General features: G+C 44.1%; 14 protein-coding genes. 12 read left to right on the plus strand and 2 right to left on the minus strand.

Translation table 11 applies throughout. The annotated features are described in order from the left end of the window. The first annotated feature begins 357 nt into the window (after positions 1–357). Together ABRS97_RS23225 and ABRS97_RS23230 are read left to right on the plus strand one after the other, a co-directional pair. Positions 358–2,760, plus strand: a complete 2,403-nt coding sequence (locus ABRS97_RS23225; RefSeq protein WP_367817785.1) for a TOTE conflict system archaeo-eukaryotic primase domain-containing protein — start codon at positions 358–360, stop codon at positions 2,758–2,760. Between the two features lie 41 nt (positions 2,761–2,801). Further along, positions 2,802–3,260 carry a hypothetical protein gene (locus tag ABRS97_RS23230; protein WP_367817787.1) on the plus strand — a complete coding sequence of 153 codons (459 nt, stop codon included), beginning with the start codon at positions 2,802–2,804 and terminating at the stop codon, positions 3,258–3,260. Positions 3,261–3,462: 202 nt separating this feature from the next. Here ABRS97_RS23230 and ABRS97_RS23235 read toward each other — a convergent pair whose 3' ends face one another. Then, on the minus strand, positions 3,463–3,564 hold the full coding sequence (locus ABRS97_RS23235) for a Fic family protein (protein WP_367817836.1): 102 nt from the start codon (positions 3,562–3,564) through the stop codon (positions 3,463–3,465). A 406-nt stretch (positions 3,565–3,970) separates the two neighbouring features. Between ABRS97_RS23235 and ABRS97_RS23240 the strand changes: the two genes are divergently transcribed. After that, complete coding sequence (locus ABRS97_RS23240) at positions 3,971–7,750, plus strand: glycoside hydrolase family 9 protein (protein WP_367817789.1); 3,780 nt, start codon at positions 3,971–3,973, stop codon at positions 7,748–7,750. Positions 7,751–7,830: 80 nt separating this feature from the next. On the opposite strand, the gene ABRS97_RS23245 is transcribed toward ABRS97_RS23240, so the two are convergent. Continuing rightward, positions 7,831–8,217 carry a helix-turn-helix domain-containing protein gene (locus ABRS97_RS23245; RefSeq protein WP_367817791.1) on the minus strand — a complete coding sequence of 129 codons (387 nt, stop codon included), beginning with the start codon at positions 8,215–8,217 and terminating at the stop codon, positions 7,831–7,833. A 493-nt stretch (positions 8,218–8,710) separates the two neighbouring features. Here ABRS97_RS23245 and ABRS97_RS23250 point away from each other — a divergent pair, with 493 nt between their 5' ends. From ABRS97_RS23250 to trpA, 9 genes are all read left to right on the plus strand, one after another. Then, a complete protein-coding gene (locus ABRS97_RS23250; protein WP_367817793.1) occupies positions 8,711–10,138 on the plus strand; it encodes an RtcB family protein in 1,428 nt (475 codons plus the stop codon). Then, the gene (locus ABRS97_RS23255) at positions 10,135–11,436 is read left to right on the plus strand and encodes an AAA family ATPase (RefSeq protein ID WP_367817795.1); all 1,302 of its coding nucleotides are present in this window, start codon (positions 10,135–10,137) and stop codon (positions 11,434–11,436) included. The genes ABRS97_RS23250 and ABRS97_RS23255 overlap by 4 nt, the downstream gene beginning before the upstream one ends. A 399-nt stretch (positions 11,437–11,835) precedes the next feature. Then, positions 11,836–12,033 carry a type II toxin-antitoxin system VapC family toxin gene (locus ABRS97_RS23260; protein WP_367817797.1) on the plus strand — a complete coding sequence of 66 codons (198 nt, stop codon included), beginning with the start codon at positions 11,836–11,838 and terminating at the stop codon, positions 12,031–12,033. Positions 12,034–12,218: 185 nt separating this feature from the next. Continuing rightward, positions 12,219–14,324 (plus strand): stalk domain-containing protein, encoded by a 2,106-nt coding sequence (locus ABRS97_RS23265; RefSeq protein ID WP_367817799.1) that lies wholly within the window; start codon positions 12,219–12,221, stop codon positions 14,322–14,324. A gap of 288 nt (positions 14,325–14,612) precedes the next feature. Further along, the gene (locus ABRS97_RS23270) at positions 14,613–19,703 is read left to right on the plus strand and encodes an S-layer homology domain-containing protein (RefSeq protein WP_367817800.1); all 5,091 of its coding nucleotides are present in this window, start codon (positions 14,613–14,615) and stop codon (positions 19,701–19,703) included. Between the two features lie 112 nt (positions 19,704–19,815). Next, a complete protein-coding gene (tenA, locus tag ABRS97_RS23275) occupies positions 19,816–20,508 on the plus strand; it encodes a thiaminase II (RefSeq protein ID WP_367817802.1) in 693 nt (230 codons plus the stop codon). Positions 20,509–20,693: 185 nt separating this feature from the next. After that, positions 20,694–21,668 carry a sugar-binding transcriptional regulator gene (locus ABRS97_RS23280; RefSeq protein ID WP_367817804.1) on the plus strand — a complete coding sequence of 325 codons (975 nt, stop codon included), beginning with the start codon at positions 20,694–20,696 and terminating at the stop codon, positions 21,666–21,668. A gap of 15 nt (positions 21,669–21,683) precedes the next feature. Beyond that, positions 21,684–22,967, plus strand: a complete 1,284-nt coding sequence (trpB, locus tag ABRS97_RS23285) for a tryptophan synthase subunit beta (protein WP_367817806.1) — start codon at positions 21,684–21,686, stop codon at positions 22,965–22,967. Further along, on the plus strand, positions 22,915–23,739 hold the full coding sequence (gene trpA / locus ABRS97_RS23290; RefSeq protein ID WP_367817808.1) for a tryptophan synthase subunit alpha: 825 nt from the start codon (positions 22,915–22,917) through the stop codon (positions 23,737–23,739). The genes trpB and trpA overlap by 53 nt, the downstream gene beginning before the upstream one ends. Positions 23,740–23,902 lie beyond the last annotated feature (163 nt).

Consider the following 23,902-nt stretch of genomic DNA (forward strand, 5'->3'; position numbering starts at 1 on the left):
TCTTCTCAGTTATCCATAGAGGACGCTGCAAGAAAGCTCAATATCTCCGCGGGATATTAATCACAAATCATACCTTCATGGGTTGAGTGCATAGTTAAGAGCCAGGAATCATAGAAGGAACAGCCATCTTCGTTGGGGCTGGGGCTGTTTTTTTTCTGTTTAAATTGCATTTAGGGTCATCATGAGATCAAATATGTGCCCGCTGAGTGCCAGCACTTTCTGCATTATAGGTTCAAGAAACTAATAAATAATGAACTACCGCCTATCAAGATCCATGAATTGGCGGTTTTTCTTGTTCTTCTCTCTATTCTTCATGTGATAAACTAATTTTATAAACGTTCATATATCGGAGGGAATATGACGGATCTGGAGAGAAAGTTTGAGCTTGCCCTGAAAGAGATAGAACGATTGAAACAGGAGAATGAGCAATTAAAGCAAAAACTTGCTGGCAATTCAAAAGATCATTTAGATATAACTGAACCTGTCATTAAGATAGAACCCGAAAAGGGTACTGTTCATAATTACTCTACTCCGAGTGAAAAAATTGCTTTATTTCGTAATCTATTTCGTGGTCGTGAAGACGTATATCCAAATAGATGGGAAGGTAAAACAGGCAAGTCAGGTTACTCACCGGCGTGTAAGAATGAATGGTCATTTGTATGTAAGAAGCCTCAGATCAAATGTTCAGATTGCTCTCATAGAGAGTTTCTTCCTATAACTGACGAAATCATATCTAATCATCTCGATGCAAAGATAAATCGGACTATCGGAGTTTACCCGATGCTCCAAGACGAAACGTGTTGGTTTCTAGCCATTGACTTTGATAAACAAAATTGGAAGCAGGATGCTGCTGCTGTTAAGGATACATGCAGGAAACTACAGGTGTCTGCTGCATTGGAACGCTCCCGTTCAGGAAATGGGGGGCATATATGGATATTTTTTGATCGGCCACTTGAAGCAAGTTTGGCTCGGAAATTTGGCTCTGCACTTTTAACCAAGACGATGGAAAACAGATACGAGCTTGGTCTGGACTCCTACGACAGGTTATTTCCTAATCAAGACACGCTGCCGAAAGGGGGCTTCGGCAACTTGATAGCTCTACCTTTGCAAGGAGGCCCTCGGAAAGAAGGGAATAGTGTTTTCGTAGACGAGAATTTTACCCCGTATGAGGATCAGTGGCGTTTTTTATCAGGTTTAAGGAAAATGACCTTATCTCAGGTTGAGGGCAAGGTACATGAAATTGCAAGGAATGGAAAAGTTCTTAACGTCGGCATTTGGGATGAGGAAATGGATGAGGACAGACCATGGGAAAACCAGCAACTTGATTTTGAGGAAGTACGAGTTGATATTTTACTACCATCGAAGGTGAATCTCATCCTTTCTAATATGATATATATTGAGAAGAATGGCTTGTCAGCATGGATGATTAACCAAATCGGGAGGCTTGCATCCTTTCAAAACCCTGACTTCTATAAAACTCAAGCGATGCGTTTACCTACGTATGGAAAACCCCGTATCATAGGCTGTGCTGAGGACTTTCCTAAACATATTGCTCTACCGAGAGGTTGTCTGCAATTAGTTTCAAATTTGTTTGAGAAATATGGTGTGGAATTATCAATTGCTGATGAGAGAAACAAAGGAATAGAAGTGGATGTGAATTTTACTGGTCAACTTTCAATTCTACAGGATGCCGCGGCTAGATCAATCCTTGCTCATGATACGGGGATTCTTTCCGCTACAACTGCTTTTGGGAAAACGGTGGTGGGAGCTTCCATAATCGCTTCCAGAAAAGTGAACACGCTAGTTTTGGTGCATCGCCGTGAGTTGATGGACCAGTGGAAGGAAAGATTAAGTACTTTTCTAGATTTAGGTACAAAAGATATTGGTATTATTGGGGGAGGAAAAGAAAAACGGACGGGTATTATCGATATAGCCGTCATTCAAAGCTTAAACAATAAAGGTCAAGTCAAAGACTATTTGACTGAGTATGGACAGATCATTGTTGACGAATGTCATCATGTTTCGGCATTTAGCTTTGAACAAGTGCTAAAAAAGGCAAATGCCAAATATGTCGTTGGTCTTACGGCTACTCCAACACGGCAGGATGGACAGCAACCTATTGTACTTATGCAGTGCGGTCCCATTCGAACTAGAATTGATGCGAAGTCCCAAGCTTTGGCAAGAGGATTTGTACATAAAGTATTGCCAAGGTATACAACTTTTCAATTACCTTCTCAAATGGCTAGCCCTTCTATACAAACAATCTATCAACTGTTGGTTGAAGACGAAAAAAGGAACGAGCTCATTTTTGACGATCTTCTAAAGTGTTTAGAACAAGGAAGATCACCAATCCTACTCGCAGAGCGAACAGCACATGTAGAGTATTTTGAAAAGAAACTGGAAAAGTTCGCGAAAAATGTGATTGTACTACGCGGCGGGATGGGTAAAAAGCAGCGAGAGGAGCTGCGGCAGCGGATAGCAAGCATTCCTGATACGGAAGAGCGGGTCTTTATAGCTACGGGTAAATTGATAGGTGAAGGATTCGACGATGCTAGGCTAGATACGTTATTTTTAGTTCATCCGATCTCCTGGAAAGGAAGTTTGCAGCAATATGCGGGAAGGTTACACCGATCACATGCAAACAAGAAAGATGTGCAGATTTATGATTATGTCGATATCCAGGTGCCACTTCTAATGAGCATGTATAGGAAGAGGGTTAAAGGCTATCGTACCATGGGATATAGCGGTATGGAATTGTAATGGAACAGAATAAATTCCATAAATGAGGGAGGAGATTCAATTTGACCAAGCTTTCACTTCCAGAGCTTAAAAAGCAATTAAAAACGTACAAAGCTGAAGAGCTAATCTCCATTATTATCGATTGTTATAAATCCAGTGCGGATGTAAAGAAATACATTCACATGATGCTGGAGCCTGAAAGTACGGAAAATCAGTTGTTTGATGAAGCAAGAAGAAGATTTTGCACCAGTTTGATCTATTATGTAGAGTTGGGCGTGGAGTTTACTAACGATTATGGTGATATGTATGAATCAAGTTATTATAGTTTGGCTTCCATGTATCAAAATGTATTAAATAAAATTAATATTGATCATGGCAGCAGTTTGTACTATGTATTTCAGGACAGGCTAAGGGCAATTGTTCGGAATACGAGTGAAGTTGGTTGGGGATTTCATGATCAACTAGCTGATTTATTTTACAATTTTGCCGTAGACTATGAGGAAGATCCAGAGGTGGGTTAACTCAAACGTAGAAGAGCACTGCTTCCCCATTAGGGGGGACAGTGCTCGTAATATTTTAGCCCTGCTCCAGCTAATCCAGAATTGAAACGATATATTCTCCTCGACTGTCTCTCCTTCTTCCATTCTACTAATTAATTCGAACATTGTTTTCGCATGTCCTCTACACTGAATGCATCTTTAATCGTGGAAAGGTCGTCGTGTATTAAACCAACCAATGTAGAAATGCTCGGGCTGTTCTCCCATTACCGTCAGGAAACGGATGGATGTAACCTATTAAATGATGTGTGATCCCGGGAATGATCAGTGGATGTACCTTTTTTCAAGATTAACATTTGTAGTCTCATAAGGATTCATATATCCTGCGACACTCGTGTAGAGCCAAGAAAAATACGCCCGCATGAGACGAGGAACATCGTTAAATGCTGGAGGTTGGTAACTGATATTCCCATCACCGTCTTTTTGTTTTATTGTAAGTGTTTTTTTGAAGTGTTGATAGAGTTGCTCAACTTCTTTGAACTCCAACTTATTTTGTTCAATTTTGGTTGTGAAATGTGCTGTTCTAATGTTTGTGTTTTCCGTCGACATTCGAGACGTGTGAGTCTTCCATAAAAAGTAGAAAAATCATATGAAAAATGGTCAAATATTCCATGTATTATATTCCCATATATATTGATAACCTTGAACTTAAAATAATGAAAGGAGATACAACATTGCAAAAAACAAATCCAAACAAAGCAGCATCTATTTTTCTTCTGATGTTTGTAATCGCTTTTACGATGGTAATGCCACCATCGCTTGCCTCTGCAGAGCAAGCGACTCCAGTCGATTACCATCCTCCAGGAGGTGAGCATTGGAATAAGCTCCGTGATATCAAACTGAAGGATAGTGCTTGGGGCTACGGAGCAACGGCTACCGAAAATGTGTATTTGGGGCAAAATGCACGCAAGGTAGAAACGAATGGCTTTTGGGCTGATCAATTAGTCGTCAATGGCTGGCAGTCCTTCGATGTAGGTCCTTATTACAAAAATGGCAGATTGGAGTTCGATATTGTCGGTAAGGACGGCGGGGAATCATTCAAAATCGGTTTCCGTGATGTCGTTCATGAAAGATTAGACAGCAATGGTGACTTCTACAAAGATAACGATAATCATCCCGAAGAAACGAATCTCGACGCGCTTGTAAATGTTAACGATTATATCCAGGTTACGAGAGAATGGCAGCATGCAGCGATTCCGATCAAGGATATTTTTGATAGTAATCCCCTTTTCGATGGAAGCAAAATTCAGTTGTTCAAAATGACCGGTAATGATACGCCAATTACTTTCTGGATCACGAATGTCAAGGTAACCTCGCCAGATACAGAAAGAAGTTACGCGCCTATTAAGGTCAACCAGGTCGGTTATTTAAATTATGGCGAGAAATACGCGCATGTCAGCGGCTATTATAACGTATTGTCCGCCGATGTGGGCACGCCATTTCAAGTTAAGAGAACTTCGGATGACAGTGTCGTTTATTCCGGTGCACTGGCTTTGGTTGCCGCATATGACGAATTGTCCGGCGAAAAAGTATTAAAGGCCGATTTTTCTCGATTAAATGATATTGGCGAATATTATATTACGGTTGATGGCGTTGCCGAAAAGTCCGTCCCTTTTGAAATTGGGCCCCACATATATGACAACTTGTTAAATGACGTTCAGAAATTCTTTTACTTTCAGAGAGCTAACGTTGATTTGCTTCCTAAGCATGCGGGAATATTCGCTCGTACTGGGTTACATAAAGATGATGCCAATCTTCCTCTCCGATCCAATCCGAGTGTGACGAAGGATGTGTACGGCGGCTGGTGGGACGCGGGAGATATGGGCAAATATGTAACTGCTGCCGCAACCGCTGTGTCCGATTTATTGTGGGCTTATGAAAGCTTCCCGCACAAATTCACGGATGGCCAATTGAACATTCCTGAGAGCGGTAACGGCATCTCGGACCTGCTGGATGAAATCAAGGTTGAAACCGACTTCTTCTTGAAAATGCAAGAGAAAACGTCTGGCGGATTTTATGCGTATGTGCTTCGCGAGCCATCCCCTAACCGTTTCATCATTGATGGAAATGGACCGGAAAGCATCATTCCGACTGCGCAAACCGCCACAACCGTAGGTGCTTTGGCGCATGCGTATATCGTATTCAAAGACGTCCCCGGTTTGGAGGATTACGCGAATACGTTACTTGCCTCTGCTGTTAGAGGGTGGGATTATCTAAAAGCACATCCGGAGTTCATCCCTCAACCAAAGGACCCCAAAAACGACAACGGACCCTATTACGATGATGATGATAAAAACGATCGCTTCTATGCAGCAGCCGTGTTATATAGAGCTACGGGTGAAGCTAGATACAACGATTATGTGGTGGCAAACTATAAAGCATTCGAATCCAAATTTGAGAAGGCTGACTTTTCACACGGAATCGGCAGTATGGAGCAGATCGGTTTCTATCATTATTTAAGCAGCTCAGCGCCAAGCGAAGAAGTAAAAGCATGGTTCGTGCCGAAGTACAAAGAATGGATAAAAAAGGTCATCAATTCAACCACGCATGAAGCGGTTTGGCGCAATTCGACGAACAAAGGCTTCTATTGGGGGGCGAATTCCAATATCGCCAGTGTTGCGATCAGTTTGGATATCGGCAGCCGGATCATCGGTGAATATGACGAGCGCATGATCCAAGTTGCAAGCGGCAATTTGAATTACTTGCTTGGTATCAATCCTCTGCAGCTCAGCTTTATTACGGGTTACGGGGAGAACCGCGTACACATTACGCATCATGAAGTTTATATGAGGGACTTTATCAAGGAAATGCCAAACGGCTATATGCCAGGCGGCCCGAACAATAACGGAAAATTCAACTTCTCTGCCAAAGCGTACAATCAGGCGACTGTAGATTGGGAGAGCAACGAGCAAGCGTTGAATTACAATTCGCCGCTCATTTATTTGACGGCTTTGCTGACCGATGTGCCAAATAAGACGTTCTCCGAAAGCATTCAGCTCGACAGTAAAAGCAGCACATTTGTCATCGGAGAAACTAAAAAAGTGACCGCAACTGTCATGCCAACCGAAGCTTACTTTAAGCGGCTTCAAGTGACTTCCGCTGACGAGAGTGTGGCGAAGGTTACCAATATTGTTTACAACGAGGGCGCTGGCTTGACCAGCTTTGATGTTACTGCGATTAAACAAGGAAACACAGAAATAAAGGTCCAATCTATCGATGGTAGAATCAATGCGAAATATCAGGCAGCGGTCGTTTCCGGCAGTGGTTCTTCATCAGGCTCCGGTTCAGGTTCTAGTTCCAGTTCAGGTTCCTCGTCAGGGACAACCGATTCCAACCCGAAGCAGGATGGCACGGTGCCCCTGACACGTGAAAGCTTGGAGAAGGCTGCACGCAGCGCTGTAAACGGGAAGATTACAATCTCGGTTAACATAGCAAGCGGCTTGAAGAAAGTCGTTGTGGAGCTGCCTGGAGACTGGATTCAAACCTTGGATACTGCTTCTATCAAATCGATTTCGATCGAGGCGCTTGGTTCCACTGTGGAGCTGGATCAGGCATTTCTAAAGAAGTTGACCAAGGATGGTGCGGGCAAGCTTGCAATAGGTATTGCACTTGTCGCTTCAGAGGGGCTTTCTGGCGAAGTACGTGCACTCGCGGGAGACAGCCCTGTGTATGATTTTACATTGACCTTAGACAATGCTCGCGTCCAGTGGACTAATCATCCTGTGACGGTAAAGATCCCATATAAGCTGGAAAAAGGGAAAAACCCGAACCAGGTTGTCGTCTACAATGTAGATAACCGTCCAGAAGTCGTCAATACGGGCTTGTTTGATAAAGGGTCAGGGAAGATCGTCTTCCTGCCAAAACATTTTAGCCAATATACGGTTGTTTACAAGAACGTCGACTTTGGTGATATTGGCGCTCTGTCATCTTTAACAAGCGATTCCATCCGTGCGATCGCAGCTAGAGGCGTCATTGTTGGAAAAGAACCAGGGAAGTACGACCCACAAGGAAAATTGACAAGAGCAGAGTTCGTGCAGATGCTGGTGAATTTGTTTGACGTTGCCGATCCTGCCGCTGCCAGCAAATTGACTGATGTAAAAGAAGGCGCTTGGTATTACAAAGCGGTGGGATTGGCTGAGAAACTCGGTATCGTGCAAGGTAAAACCGATGGCTCGTTTGGCATAAACGATGTCCTGACCAGACAGGATATGGCCGTCCTGCTCCATCGTGCACTTCTCGTTAGTGGCTATTCCCTGCCGCTGAATGAAAAGGCTGTTCCGGCCTTCGCCGATGAAGAGGATATTTCCGTATATGCAAAGAAAGAGGTTGAAGCACTGAAGCAAGCTAAAGCGCTGGTTGCAGATGCGAACGGAAGCTATGGACCGAAGTCGCCAGTCGACCGTGCGGAGGCTGCGGTTTTGATTAGTAACTTTTTGCAAATCGTGAATAATTAATCAAGCAATTCATACAGACAAATGAAAAAAGCTAGTTCCGCAATCAATGCGGGCTAGCTTTTTTCACAATGACCTACGGCCTACTTTTCCTTATTAGGCCCCGTAGTCTTGGCATCGATCGTCTCCAGAAAGTCGGTTGTCGTTCGCACGACATACTTGACTTCGTCCAGACCGCGCTCCATCAGCATGCTTTTGTGAATATCAAGGATAAGCTTCTTCTCGTGAATGCCATCTAGGCCGTCGAGCTTCTGGAAATTGAACAACTCGCTCGGATCAATTTCCAAGGCGTTCATCAGATTTTCCAGCGTAGTTAAGGAGATGTTTCGTTGGCCTCTTTCGATGTCGGATATGTGCGATTTGCTCATGCCAGTATTTCCTGTTTTCTCAGCTAATTGATCCTGTGTTAACCCCTTTAGCTTTCTAATCATACGCAGCCGTTCGCCAACCAGCTTCAAAAAGTCGGACATGTCATTCACCTCAAATTGAGGTTATTGAAATCGCGCAGAAAATGAGATACCTCCATGGTAGAACTTTAAGTTGGAATTCGGTGACATGGGTACTTTATATAAAGTGTAATAACATTTGTTTTAATGAATCTTTCCGCCATCGGCTTATTGACGGCAATTGGATTCAGGAAGTAAGATGTTTGTAAATGAATGGAAGGGAGATCGATGAGTATGATTTGCATCCATAACAACAATCTGACAATTGCATATAGTATCATTCCATCGGTCTCAGCGGACTTATGACGATTAAATAGGGATTTCATGTGCCTTTTTTTAAGTTCATTCGTAAAGCTATGGACGATGTGCGTCTATGGCTTTTTTGCATTCAAAAAAAGTACGGAGGAGAGGGTGAGTCTGATGCAAGAGGAGAAGCGATCGCAGTCCAGTAAGTCATTTTTATATGAAAGAACTGCCAATAGATCTTGGGGTTCAATGAGAGGAAAGAGTGTTAATCATGAACAAAAACGAAACGTATTATCAGCAGGTGCAGCTCCCATCCGGGATTGTGCATGTGTATGCAGGGGATGCCCTGTTTAAAGATTTGGATTATAAAGTGTTTGCGATGGCAAACAATAATTTGCAAATCCCCAATCAAGTGTATATGAGCTATACCCCGGATGTGCATGTAGGCGAGGGTACATGTATTGGAACCACGGCGGTGTGGAACGCCAATGATGGCTACGTATCGCCATCTATCGTCGGAAGCGATATCGGCTGCGGCATGAGGGTTCACCTGACGAATTTGCATAAGGATGACTTAAAGGAAGTGAAGCTGCGGCGCAAGCTTGTTAAAGCGATTGAGAAGTATTTGCCGGTGGAGGATCATGCGAGGGGGCATTTTTCAGATATTCGCCTGGAGCATGTGGTCAAAAATGGGCTGCATGGCCTGCCAAAAAAGTATATCCCTGACGGATATACCCCACGCAAGGCGACATCGCTGACTCATGTGGAGCGAAGCAAGTTTACTTTTGATGAAAATGCGTTGAATCTGTTTCCAGAGAAGGTTTGGCATCGTGCGCATCGTCAGCTCGGAACGCTCGGGAACGGTAATCACTTTGTTGAGATTCAGTCTATCGAAATAGCAGAAGAGCAGCGGGAGGTAGCGGAAGCTTGGGGGCTGTCCGACGGTCAAGTGGTGGTGATGATCCACTCAGGTTCGCGATCCTGGGGAGGCTCCGTAAGCCAGTATTGCGGAAGCCTGATAACGAAAATGATGCGGGCCGAGGGGCTCGGGACGGCTGATCCGAAGCTACTGTTTGCACCGCTAGCACATCCCTATGCGCAGTCGTATGTGGATTTGATGTACTCCGCATTGAATTATGCGGTCGTGAATCGGCATCTGATCGCATATGCAGTCAGGGAAGCGGGCAAGGATGTATTTGGATCCAAATTCGAGATGACGACGTTGTATGATCTCATGCACAATTACGCATGGGAAGAGAAGCACGAGGGAGAGTCCTATTTTATCCATCGTAAAGGAGCTACTAGAGCGCTTCCGGCTAACCATCCGGACAATCCGGCGCCCTATTTGAGCACAGGACATCCTGCACTGATCCCAGGTTCCATGGGAACGGCCTCCTATATCATGGTAGGTTCCCCGGAGGGAAGGAACAATTATTACTCGATCTGTCATGGAGCAGGACGAATTCGCTCGCGCAGCGCGACGAAGAGATTGGTAACCTTGAACGAGTTTTCCTCATCGCTCAAAGTAGGCTCGGAAGAGGAGATTGTTGTGAATCAGCGATCTTTGGAGTCTATTTTGGATGAGTCCCCACAAGCCTATAAGGATGTTGATCAAATTATCGAAAGTGTCGTAGGAGCGGGCTTGGCTCAAGTCGTAGCTAAATGCAAACCGATGGCGACAGTGAAAGGTGCGAAATGATGATAAATAAAGAACATCGAAGTGCAACCGCTGTCGTCACTCATCAAAAAACGGATAACTGTGTCATGACCGCTTATAACGATTATGCGTATGTGCAGGAAAGGATACAAAATCTCCTGCAAGAACGGTACCATCAGCATTTTGAGCTCTATGTGAGCGATGATGGGAAAGAGGATTACTGGGAGCTGCTTGAGCAGGATGTGAAATCCGGTGATGCCGGTGTCCAGCTTGTTTCTCGCATTTTCGATCATATCGAATCGAAAGGGTTTGGAATCGTAGGAGGGAATGAAGATACATATTATCAGACTTTTCCTACGTTAATGAATAATGTATTTGCTTATCCCGCATGGGGCGTGGCTCTGGCGAGGATCCCCGCTTTTCGGTTGCATGGAATAGGTTACGGGGATTTTGTATTTGCTGTGGATGATGCCAGCTTGAAAGGCTTTTTAAATTATTCGCGCTTGCGGCGAAGGGATTTGGATCGCTGTCAGGTGACTGTATTTACAGATGGCCCCAATGGCATGGAGAGGGAACTGTCCCCTATTACTCGAATGGTAGATCGGACAGAAGTCATTATGAAGGATGATGTGAAAGAGGAGATTTACCGTTCGATCGATCAGTTTTTTGCCCAAGACCGAGCATTTTTTCGTGATTACCAGATCCCGTACAAAAGAGGGATTCTGCTTTACGGTAAGCCGGGAAACGGCAAAACGACTCTCGTCAAATCGATTGCCGGCAGCGTAAAAGCGCCTGTTGCCTATTGGCAGATTACGGAGCATACCTGCAGTGATTCCATGCAAGAGGTTTTCCAGGCTGCTGCGAACATGTCGCCTATGATTCTTGTCATCGAAGACATCGATTCCATGCCGGAGCGGGCGCGGTCCTATTTTCTGAATCTGTTGGACGGGGCAACTTCGCAGGAAGGCATGTTTGTGATAGGTACGACGAATTATCCGGACAGAATCGACCCAGCCTTGATGAATCGGGCGGGAAGATTCGACCGTGCTTATGAAATTAAGCTGCCGGATGAGGAACTCAGGTTAACCTATTTAGAGCAAAAAGGGATGGATAAACTTTTGAACAAGGAGATGATGAGAACAACCGCAAAGCTTACAGAGGGATTCACCTTTGCCCAATTGAATGAGCTTTACGTGTCCTCGGCATTGGAGTGGCATTACGAGCAAAAGCTCCAAATAGAGAAGCTCATTAAAGCAATGAAATCGGATCTTCATAAGGGGCAGACGCTATCGTGGCTGAAAGAGGAATCGGAGATACGGGTCGGATTTTTGGCGATGTAAGTAGGCGAATTAGAAGGAAGCTTATGAATATAAGTAAAGAGGCGAAATGGTCGGCGGCGAAGATGCCTCAATTGAAAAAAAGAACCGCTAAACACTTGGATGACCGAGCGTTCAGCAGTTCTTCTATGTCCCAAAAATGACATTAACTATTTTCGTTGGAAAGCTTGAGTGTCTCCAGTAGCTTAAATAACAAGCTAAGCACAATGGTAGTGGTTATTTGCTGGATACTAATATTGCAATTGTAATTCTTGTAAATGAGGAGTCTGCAATCGATTTTATTCAACAAGCCTCTAGAGATAAAATGTCGATTTATTTTTCTGTAATTACTGAGTGCGAGGTATTTGCGGGCTTAAAACCTGAAGAACAATTACGGGCGGAAAAACTATTTACCGCTAGGAGATGTTAGAGGTAACTTCCGAATATGCCAAGCTAGCTGGAACTATTCGGAGGGATCAAAAGGGTAAAGGAAGAAAGCTAAAGACTCCTGATGCCATTATTATTGCTACTGCCCTTTTTAATGAATTAACGTTAATATCAAGAGATTCCGACATGAATTTTGTCCAGAATGAACTCGGAGTTTCGATGATAAAAATTTAGATTTGATATTATTTTATGCTACCGTCTATTTTCACAATGTAAAGTGAGAATAGACGGTTTTTTCTGGGCCAATCCAGTTAATGGATTGCTTTTTCATATACTTCTTTAATAGACAAGATGGGGATAACAAGGTAATATTTAGCTGAATTACAAATATTTAAACAAGAGAAGGGGCATTCAAACCAATGAAATTACATTTCTATTTTCTCGCTATATGCCTAATTATCGGCTCATTATTATTGCCTGCACGAACTCAAGCAGCAACGACAGGGACAAAGATAAAGATTGAGGATCCCGTTCTTGAAAAGGCTATTCGTGAAGAGTTGAAGTTGAGTGATGATCAAACACTGGATTACGAAGCGTTACAGAAGCTGAATTCTCTATATCCTAAAGGATCAGAGAAGGTGAAGAGTCTAAAAGGTTTGGAGATGGCGTATAATCTAACCGAGTTGTTTCTGCCTCAGCAGGAAATTACGGATATTGGTCCTCTTCGCAATTTATATCAGTTGAAATTTCTGGCGTTGGACCATAATCAAATCAAGAATGTATGCACGATATCCAGTTTAACGAAATTGCAGAAGCTGCTCATCAGCAACAACGAAATTGAAGACATCAGTTGCCTCTCTCGGTTGACATCACTTACAGATCTCCTTGCCAGTAGTAATAAAATTCAAGACATCACTCCCCTGAATAAACTAAGAATAAAGTGGCTGGATGTCGTAAATAACCCTGTTTCTGACGTTTCTTCGATTACTGCGATGAATGAATTGCGTACTCTTTTTATTGATGAAGAAAAGCTGAATGAGAAGTCGAAGGAGTTGCTCCAGCATCTTAGCCAATCTGGTATCACCTTGAATCATGCGCCTAATAGATCGGATCTGACCTCGGGCATGGCTGTTATGGTAAATAACGAGCGAGTGTTATTTGAGCATTCACCTATTGCTGAAGCGGGGACGACACTGGTACAGTTCCGGCCGCTTTTTGAAAAGCTGGGCTTTACGATTCAGTGGAATAACGATACGAGCACAATACAAGCTGATAAAGAGGGGGTTCACTTCTCCCTGCAAGTCGATAATGTGAATGCCAGTCTGAATGGTTCTTCCCACGAACTTCCCGTTGCTCCCAAAAATGTGGATGGGAACATCTTCGTCCCGATCCGTTTTGTTGGAGAAGCATCCAAGTATGATGTAACTTGGGTGGGCAGCACCAAGACGATTTATCTCATGCCGATACATAATGTAGTAAGCCCAGATGGAATGTCTCAGATAACAGTAAGTGGGAAATGGCTTAATAGGATTCCTACTACTGAAAATATGTTCCAAATGTATATGGTGAATGGAAGCAATGTGCTATTTTCAACCACAGAGTCTAAGGCCGGTTTGCCTCAAATCAAAACGCTTGCGGATTATGAGAACGCCGTCAAAAAATCGTTAGAACCACAGAAAATTAAGGACTTTAGTGAAGATATGAAAATGAAGATTAATGGCATGGGTGCTAGCCAATTTACTTACTCGGTTAATGCGGAAAATGGTAGCAATTATACAATTGTCCAGACGCTGATTAATGGGAAATACGGATATTTTAGAATTGTTTTAATAACTAGAGATGCGGTAAGCTCGGAGATCAATCAAGACTATCAGAACATCGTTCAGACCTTTCAAGAACTCAAAACAATCTATCAATTAAACCAGGAGAAATTCAGCACATTGTCTCCGAAAGAACGTGTATTGGATGCTGCGCACTATTACCGGAAGTTGGGGTTCTTTGAAAAAGATAAGAGCCTGACTGCTCAGCAATTTGACGATAAGTTTATAGAGTTCTATAAAGGTTTCGTTGATGAGGATTGGGATCCGTTCAATTCAAAAGAGGGGTTCGATGCGTTTGCCGATCTATATGTTTTACAGCAGGATACGGATCGGGTTTGGATGGAGGATACCGAGGCTGATGTAGGGCAAGGTAATGATAGTTATGTGCAAGCTTTGAAAAATTGGAGCGCTATCTCTCGCGGAACGTTTAAGCCAACAGATATTGTCGAGAAATGGGAGTCAGAAGAAGGACCCATTACGGTTACTTTCACCTTAAATGGACAAAAGAAATCCGTACATCCACTGTATATGAACGATTTTTTGGATACGGAAATACTAAAGGAGATCAATATCCTGATCAGGGATTCGGGGTATCAATTTGCTGAAGTTGTCATTGATCAAGAGGTTTTTGTTACTGTGTTGACAGCTGAAGAGAAACAAAACATACAAAAGGATCGATTTATGGATTTTGTTTCTTTTGAATAATTAAGGGTATTAACAAAAACATTGAAATCTAAGCTTGGGTGGCTTTCGCATGTAGGAAAGGAGGCCTTTTCTACTTATGTTAGCAATAATTATGCCTTAATTACCAAACTGTTTGTCGCTGAGAAAAGCCACCTTCGTCAGGTGGACTGGTATATGAATTTGGATCATATGATGGAGGCATACGTAAAAATTTGTAAAAAATTTATACTTATCTCCTAATTCTTCTAGTATAATTCGGATTATTGAGTATTTTCGAAATTAGTCTGAATTTATTAGGAGGATGTATTCGTGCCGAGCAAGAAAAGTAAAATTAAGTTGAAACAAATCCTCATTCTGGCCACTGCGTTACTGACTATGTTGTCATCTCTAGTTTTTCCGGGGATTCGGGACTATAAAGTTTATGCGGCCGCGCCTTCTTCACTTACGTTGCAGGATCCGATAAGAGAATGGATTATGGATGAAGCAAACGGCTACATCTACGCAGTGTCACCGAGTTCAAACAAGTTGCTGTTTATACGTTTAAGCGATTTTACTGTAGAAAAGCAGCTCGTTCTTAACTCCACGCCATCTGATCTCGTACAATTTGGTGGTAAATTGTATGTCGCTCTATCGGGCGAATACTATATTGCAGTTATTGATATTGCACAGAAAAGCGTGGAAAGTGCCATTCAGGTGTCTTATAAACCATACGAACTTGCATTGGATGGAAATTATTTATTTTATGTAGCAAATGATCATGATAACAAGGTAGCTCGATACGATTTGACGAATAAATCAGAAACTTTTCTGAATCTAGGAATAGGACATTTCTATGAGCCAGACATTGCTATAGATACAGCTAAACATATCTTGTATCTGGGGGATACCGGTACAACAAGCTCCGTATTGTCCTCCTTCAGTACGCTTACACTTCAACCGCTTTCCACTAACAGTAACTACAATTCCTCCGGTGATGGTCGCATCGCAAGAAAAGTGATTGTTGATGGAGATCAAGTATTTTATGCGGGTTATGCTTATAAAAGCACTGATTTAACATCGATACAAGGCAGCTATCAGCAATCTGTTTCTTATGTCCATGGCAATTATGTGTTTACTAATGAAGCGCTGAACAACGGTAATGCTGCGCCTGCACATGCATACCTTTATGATCGAGATAGTTTCACCAAAATCGCGGATCTTCCGGTTGCCTCAAGGCGCATAGTAATGGATAGTCATAATCATATTTATTCCTATACCGGCTCTGATCCATGGAATCCAGATTTGCCGAATGTCATTCAAATTATTAACCCATCTATGTCTTCTCCAGGTCAGGTGAACACTCAGTCTGATGGACATAACCTGAGTTTGGATCAAGCTGTTACCGAACTGGTGTATAGCAGTGATGGAAGTAATCTGTTCGCCATTTCTTCCGAAAGCAACCAACTGTTAAGAATACGTACTAGCGATATGACAGTTCAGGAAAGGCGATCGATAGGCTCTAAGCCTACCTCAATTGTTAATGATCATGATATTTTATATGTTGGCTTTGGATTATCAAATCAGATTAAGAAAATAGATACTCTAGATGGTACAAGTGTGAGCGGTGCAGTATATGCGTGGAATACGAGTAACTTTGTTAGCCAAGTTGTTTATGGCAATCAGAATCTATACTACACTACAATGGCCGATCTTAGTTCTATTAAAGTTATTGATACTGTAGATGGAACCCAATCGCAACAAAGCTTGCCGGAAACAAGCAATGGACACATGATCATATCTCCTACAAGCAATGCTTTGTATTATGCGGAAAACAATAGATCTGGAAAAGTCTTGAAATTCAAACTTCCGGATTGGTCTCTTCAAGCATCATCGCTAGATTATAATGATCCTGGCGCCTACTCCGTCATGGACAATGACAGTGTGTACTATGCATCACGCCGCTTAGATAAGGATACTTTGCAGCCTGTAACACCTTGGGAAAAATACCCGGGTTCACAAGTCATATATGCCCATGGGAATTACGTTTTTACTTCTGTTGAGCTATATGATAAGAATTCATATACGAAACAATTCCTGCTGCCGAATGCCTATAAACAAGCGGTAACTTTACCGAATGGGCAAGTTATTATGGTTACTAGTGATGGAAAAGGCGTGTCCAAATTTGACTCGATTCAAGCTCTCCATGATAGTTCGCCGAGTTTCAAAGTACCTGCTCTTCAGGTGGCGAACTTCTTCTTTGGCGATAGCGACCCGAAGGTAGGAGAGATCGGTGGATACATGACTTGGAACAGTACACAAGGCTACTCTATGATTAATAGTTATACGGTATATTTCCTTGATCAGAATGGCAGCAAAATCGGTAATAGAATCGCTGAAGTTACTTATGATCCTTCCGCCAGTGCATATTACAGCTATACGCTTCCTGTGACGTCTCTTCCTAAAGAAGCTGTGTACTTGGGATTGTATACGAAAAATGCAAACGGTGAGAGTTCCACTGCGGCAACCACCAAAATTATTGACCAAGGTGCTGGCTCAACGGGGAACAATGGGGGAAGTTCTCCTGGAGGTAGCAGCGATGGTGGATATATGGAGTATTACTTCGAAGATCAAAATACTGTTCAGGGGAGAATTCATCCACTAGTATCTTGGCTCAATTCCTCAGAAGTTAACTATTCAGGTTATCAATTATCCTTTACCGATGCATCGGGTACGGTGTTAAGCAGTTATTTGGTTAATAAACATACCTCGCCGCAGAGTCTGTATCGAATTAGTATTGCTGAAAATGTTGTTCCTGCGGAGGCTGTTTATCTCGACTTGCATCCGTTGGACCTAAGTGGTCATGTTGGGACATTGTATAGAATGCGAATCTTCGACAATACACTAGATAGTGCAACGACTTCTAATACCATTACCAGTCTTCCAGTACCCGGTGTAGTAATGCCTAAATTTGATGATTATGATAAATCAGCGGGACACATTGGAGGATCGATCAACTGGTACGATTCATCAACAGATCTTTCTGCTACCTCATATATTGTTTATTTTGTAGATGCCAATAATATGAAAATGAAGTCTATTGCCGAAATAAAACGCAGCAACCTAATCCATCCCAACCAAGGTATAAATCTTCCCACCTATGAAATAACGCTTCCTGAAGGAGTGGTGGTACCTAATGGAGCTAGCCGACTTGGGATTTTTGGAAAGAATAATCAAGGTGAGGCCGTCGATGGTTACTATTTCGGATTATGGGATGTCATAGCTGTTGATGAGGATAGTTCTTATTTCGAGGACAGAGATGGACGAGAGGACCATATTAAGGGTGATCTTCATTGGGCGCCTATCCTTAATGAATCAAATATTGTAAAATATCAAGTTCAATTCTTAGGCGATCAGTTTCAGCCAATTGGAGATGTGTTTGCGCAGGTCGATAAAGGGAAGGAACAATATGAAGTATCCATTGAGGACAATCAAATCCCTTTAGGAGCTATAATAATCCAATTGTTGGCGGTTAATGCGACGAATGAAAAATATTCGCTAGGCGTTTATTCTATATCTGACAATATGGAGGATAAAACGGTCGCCTCTTCACCAGTGGATAATCAGATCATAAACAATATATTTAGTAATTTTACAGATAGCGATGGAGATCAAGGTGAAATAGGAGGTCATTTTAGTTTCTATCCTAGTAGTAGCAATAGTAGTTCCATTGTTACACGTTATGATGTTTATGTTGTTAACAATCAACTTCAAAAGCTGAAACCGATTATGAGTTTAACCAATAATCATCTAGGTTTTTATCAAACCAGTATTCCATATCATACAGTGGTTCCGAATGGGGGAACCCAATTAGCGGTATACCCCGTATCTGCAAATGGTGAAGGGACTCCAACCGCAATTCAATTAGTAGATAGGGTTTATAGTCCCGCATTGGGAGCTGAGCAGATTAATATTACAAATAATACCGAGGGGAAATCAGACACGATTGTAATTACGGGTTTGAATACAGGCGATGTTATAAGAACCTATCACAGTGCTTCATCATCAAATCCTTTTCTGATAGCTCGTGTAGTTGAGAACTCTAATTCACTTACTTTTACTGTAGATCAATTAGGAAAAGAAAGTGGGAAATTATATTTCACCCTTCAGCGTGGTAACAATACTCCAAGTAAGAAGGTTGAACAAGTGTATACGGCTGAGCCTGTTGTTCCTGTCACCCCTCCAAGAGTTGGCGGCGGAGGCGGCGGTGGTGGAGGTGGAGGAAGCAGTCAATCTCCGCCATCGTTAGAAGTAGACGGGAAGATGCATTATGATTTAACGCCTCCTCGAATAGATTTGCTTATTGCGCTAAACTCCGATTCAAGTGAAATTGGATTAGATGCTCGGACGAAGGAGAAAGTTGATATTGTTACAGTGAAATTTGATGCAGATATTATTCGGATAGCGGCAAGTAGAAATAAATCTATCGTGTTTAAATCTAACGAGTTGAAGGTAGTGCTTCCACCAGATGTCTTTGACATTAAAAGTGATGAAAATACAATAGAATTCAAAGCTTCATTGGTGCCTGCACCAGCAATTCCTCAACACAAGGCAGTTTCATCCGTGTATGATTTTCTGTTAAAGGAAAAGGAGACGGTTATTGCATCATTTAAAACTCCTGTCCAAGTCACGTTTGCTTATGATGCAGCAAAAGTACAGGATCCAACGCGTCTTAGTGTCTATGTCTTAGATGAGAATACAGGAACTTGGAACAGTGTAGGCGGAACATTGAATAGTGATGGTACAATTACGGCTTCCTTGTCGCATTTCTCCAAGTATGCGGTATTAGAAAAGTCACAAGAAACAAAGACATTCTTAGATATTCAGGATCATTGGGCGCGAAAGGAAATCGAACAGTTATCCGAGAAGCAAATCATCGACGGGATGGACGACAATTCCTTTCAACCCGACTCCAATATGACAAGAGCACAATTCGTAACTCTACTTTCTAAAGCATTGAAACTCCGGAGTCAAGTAAGTACGAGGGATTTTACCGATATTAAAGATAGTTCCTGGTATAAGGACTCTGTGTATGCTGCATATGAAGCTCATATTGTGAACGGGGTTAGTGATCATGCTTTTGCTCCTGAGGCTAATATTACTAGAGAGCAGATGGCTGTAATGATGGTTAATGCCTATTTACAAGCGACTGGTAAGAAGCTTGAGGAGTTGCCGGTTATGCAAGGAGTAGCATATACTGACGATGGAGTTATCAGTGATTGGGCCAAGTCTTATGTCAAAGCGGCAACAGGATTGAACCTAATGAATGGAGCTAATGAAGGTGAGTTCGCACCTCAGGAAAATACTTCAAGGGCCCAAGCAGCAGTTGTTATTTACAGATTGCTTAATCAAGTGAAACCTTAACGCTATCTCAAGGGGTCTGACTTCGTTCAGACTCCTTTTACAATTACTGTGGTCAATGTGAAGGAGGTACATCTTCTATCCACTGTAAATCTAGAAAAAAGGAGAAATAAGCATGTCATTTACGCAGCATTTAATCCGTAAATATGGGGAAGCCTGGCGCCAGACGCAGCTGCATCCGTTCGTTCAGGAGATTGGCAGCGGCACGCTGGACCGCGGGAAATTCCGGTTTTATATGGTTCAGGATTATTTATATTTAATCGATTATGCCAAGCTGTTTGCTTTGGGTGCGGCGAAAGCTTCCGATGTGCAGACGATGAGTGAATTCGCCGCTCTCCTTCATTCCACGCTTCATGAGGAAATGGGGCTTCATCGTGCGTATGCCGCCCAATTCGGCATTTCGGAGGAGGAACTGGAACAGGCGGAACCATCGCCGATCACGCTCGCCTACTCCCACTACATGCTGCATGTGGCGCAGAACGGCTCGCTGTCTGAACTGACGGCTGCGCTGCTGCCCTGCATGTGGAGCTACTGGGAGATCGGCTGCATGCTTAAGGAAATACCGGGTGCGGCCGACCATGCCGATTATGGCGAATGGGTACGCATGTATAGTTCGGATGAATTTGGCGCGTTGGCGCAGTGGTGCATCGGCTTGATGGACCGCTTGGCGGAAGGGAAGTCGGGTGCTGACTTGGCAAGGCTCGAGACGATATTCCTGAATACAACCAGGTATGAAACGATGTTTTGGGAAATGGCCTATCAGGGCCAGATGTGGCCTGAAACGCTTGTCACAGGGACGGTTCAATAGAGACGATTTATAAATGCACTAGTGGGAGGATCATTCATTCGATCTTCCTGCTCGTGTATTCTTTTATGGAGAAAAATGGAAATGGTCATTGCATAAATTAGTTGCTCATTGTATACTCAAAACAGAAAGTACATTTGTTTTATATGTGTACATATGTACATGAGATTGGAGGGAGTATACGACTTATGCCAGAAATAAATCAAGAACGTTTTCGACTGCTGGTGAAAATATGCCAGCTTTATTATGAGGACGGCTTGAACCAATTGGATATCGCTAAGCGGTTAGGCATTTCCCGTCCGCACGTTAGCCGAATGCTGACCGCCGCTAAGAACGAGGGCATTGTGCGAATTTCGATTCAGAATCCGTTTTCCAGCGAGCAGGAGCTTGAGAAATGTTTTATTGAAACGTTCGGCATCCAGGATGCGCTCATTGTAGATTCCGCTGAAACGGATCCGAACAAATTGCGCGCTCAGCTCGGTCGTACAAGTGCTCCACTTATCGAGTCTGTGCTCATGGATGGGGACATTGTTGGGGTCATGGCTGGGCGAACGGTTGCAAGCGTTGCGGAGGAGCTGGATTATTTCGCAAGAGAAGGCTTGCAATTCGTTCCGATGGTTGGCGGCTGGGGTTCCGAAGGGGGGGCATGGCATGCGAGCTCCAATACGATGGCCTTTGCGAACAAGCTAAAAGCGAAATACTGGATGATGCATGCGCCAGCAAGGGTGGCGCATGCAGAAACGGGCGCGCTCCTGCGCCAGGAGCCGGAGATCGACAAGGTGCTTCAACTTGCGCAGATCAGCCGGGTAGCCATCATCTCTATCGGTGAAGTGAGTGAGCAGGCGACGATGGTGGAATCAGGGAATATGAGCCGCGCGGATGTTTCAGCACTGGAAGCTCTGGGCGCTGTGGCGAATTTGTGCGCTTCCTTCATGGATCAGAACGGGCGGGAGATTGACTTCCCGGAAAAAAATAAATATATCGGCATGACGGCGAAAGAGCTTCGCGCCATCCCAAACGTGATTGGAATCGCGGGCGGTGTTCACAAGGTGAAAGCCATTACGGCGGCGCTGCGCGGCAAGTGGATTGACACCCTCGTTACAGATGCTGCGACAGCGCGGGCGGTTATTGAATTTCATCGTACTCATGGAACGAGCAAATAGGAAGGAGAGGGTTTCATGTCCGAAATCAAGACGGAATCGAGGTCCATTCCCGCAGCAGCCAAAACGCTGACTTCGGAGAATGGCTATTATGGGAATTACGGAGGCTCCTTTATACCCGAGATTCTGGTTCCCGCTTTTGAAGAGATTAGTGCGCAATTTGAGAGCGTTAAAAACGATGAAGCTTTCTGGCAGGAATATTGCGCGCTGCTGGCTGATTATTCAGGCCGGCCTACCCCGCTAACGTATGCGGATCGGTTGACGGATTATTTTGGTCGCGCGAAGATCTACGTGAAACGCGAGGATTTGAATCACACGGGTGCGCATAAGCTGAACAATGCGCTTGGTCAAGCCTTGCTTGCCAAGCGAATGGGCAAAACCCGGATTATTGCTGAGACGGGAGCCGGGCAGCATGGGGTTGCGACCGCTACGGTTGCGGCCAAGCTTGGCTTATCCGCAACGATCTATATGGGGCGCGAGGATATGGAACGGCAATATGCGAACGTCTTCTGGATGAGACGGCTGGGAGCGGATGTCGTTGCCGTCGATTACGGCTCGCAGACGTTAAAGGATGCGATCAATGAGACGCTGAGAGACTGGGTGTCCAGCTTTGAGACGACGCATTATGTCTTAGGAACGGCATCGGGCGCGCACCCTTTTCCCGCTATTGTAGCCTTCTTTCAATCGATTATCGGCATTGAAGCCAAAGATCAGATCATGCGCACGGCTGGCCGGCTGCCAAGCCGCGTCTATGCCTGTGTTGGCGGGGGTTCGAATGCGCTTGGCGTATTCCAGGCCTTCTTCCCGCACGATGAGGTGCAATTGGTTGGCGTCGAAGCGGGCGGACAAGGCAAGGCATCAGGCCAACATGCTGCGCGAATTGCTTACGGTGAAGGGAAGTCCGGCGTCGCGCAAGGCTATAAGACGCTTTTCCTACAAAATGCTGATGGACAAATGGTGGATACGCACAGCATCGCCGCTGGTTTGGACTATGTAGGGGTCTCGCCGATTTTAGCAGATTTAGCGGAGCGGGGGAGAGTAGAGTTCGCAGCGGCAACCGATGCGGAAGTCATTGAAGCGCTGGAGATCGTGATGAAGACCGAGGGATTGATACCTGCGTTGGAGTCCACACATGCTTTTGCAGGGGCGTTCAAGCAAATCGCAGCATCGTCGAAGTCGGATGTTTTCATCATTAATATGTCTGGGCGCGGCGACAAAGATATCTTTAATGTAGCGGAGGGATTGCAGGATGATGAATGGAAAGCATTTATCGAGCGGAAAAACAGCCTCTACCACGAGTAAGCTAGCTGATCAAATTTACGGTAAAAAGGCGGCCGGAAAGACACTGCAGCTCATGACGCACCAGATCCTCGGCTACCCGGATTTTGATACGAATTACGAGATGATTCGTCTGTTTGATGAAAGCGGCGTGGATCTCGTGGAATTGCAGCTGCCTTTCTCAGAACCTATTGCGGACGGTCCTGTGTTCCTGCGGGCAAATCAGGCATCGCTGGCAAACGGGACTACGACACGGCAATGTATGGACTTTGCAAGGCGCGTCGTTGTTGATTTTCCGAGCATTTCTTTTGTCTTTATGACCTATTACAATATTGTCATTCAATATGGTATAGAGGCATTCGTGAGAGAGTGCGCGGACATTGGCATCCGCGGTCTCATTGTGCCGGATGCCTATCCGGAGGAGAGCGGGACGTTCATGAATGCTTGCCGCGCATATAGCGTGGAGCCGATTCTATTGGTCACGCCATACACAGATGATCCGCGATTAGCCTATTTATCGGAGCAGACCGGCGGCTTCCTCTACTGCGCGGCACGCAAGGGAGTGACGGGCTCGAAGACGTCATTCGGGCATGAGACAGACGAATTTTTAGCCCGTGTCCGCGGCTCGGCAAAGACGCCAATCGCTGTCGGCTTCGGTATCCAGAACGGCGAGGACGTTGCATGCCTCCAAGGGAAATGCGATATCGCGATTATTGGAACTCAACTGCTCAACGTCTTGGAACAGGATGGACTTACGGGCGTGGAGCGGTTTTTGAAATCATTACAGACCCTATAAGCGTAGATAAGGAAGGTCGCTAACAGGTGATCGTAAGGATTGTCCGATCCAGCAGCAAGCCATTGCGCCGGAATTTGCGAAAATTTACTTTCGAAGTCTTGTTGCAGATGATCGCCAAATGCTTGGAAATCACAGCGGCAGAGGCGTTTGCAACTGAAGTTAA

The sequence above is a fragment of the Paenibacillus tabacirhizosphaerae genome, from assembly GCF_040812395.1.
In the GTDB taxonomy this organism is placed as follows: domain Bacteria; phylum Bacillota; class Bacilli; order Paenibacillales; family NBRC-103111; genus Paenibacillus_E.